General features: G+C 57.9%; 1 protein-coding gene. It reads left to right on the top strand.

Annotation, left to right across the window (positions count from 1 at the left end):
- On the top strand, positions 1-509 hold a 509-nt coding region (locus OCL88_RS21130), incomplete at its 5' end, for a transposase (protein ID WP_264963847.1).
- Positions 510-546: the final 37 nt, after the last annotated feature.

Raw genomic sequence — 546 nt, 5'->3', positions numbered from 1 at the left:
CGTCGATGCGGTTCATTGGCTACAACGACAGGAAACGGGTCGCAGCCGCACTCCGGCCGATCTACACGGCCTCCTCAGCTGAAGCCGCGCAAACGGAACTGGAGGCGTTCGCGTCTTCCGAGCTGGGCAAAAAGTACCGTGCGACGGTCAATACCTGGCGCAACAGCTGGGAAAAGTTCGTTCCCTTCCTCGCTTTCGCGCCGCCGCTGCGCCGGGTGATCTACACCACCAACGCCATTGAATCGCTGAACTACCAGCTCCGGAAAATCATCAAAAACCGCGGCCATTTCCCGAACGACACCGCCGCGGTCAAACTGCTCTGGCTGGCCATCTGCAACATCGAAGACAAACGAGCCAGCGAACGCGCGAAGATCCACGGACAAGCCCGCGAGAACAAAAGCAAAACCGTCCACACACTCATCGAAGGTGCCCAAAGCCAAGGCTGGAACGAAGCACTAGGCATCCTCGCCATCACATACCCCGAACGCATCGAACCCTACTTGGGCTGAACCCAGACCCCTCATACACAAAAGTATTGACAAGCTC

The organism is Paenarthrobacter sp. PAE-2 (genome assembly GCF_026013155.1).
GTDB classification, from domain to species: Bacteria; Actinomycetota; Actinomycetes; order Actinomycetales; family Micrococcaceae; genus Arthrobacter; species Arthrobacter ureafaciens.
The sequence above is the reverse complement of the archived record's forward strand: the minus strand, read 5'-3'. Positions and strand labels throughout refer to the sequence as shown.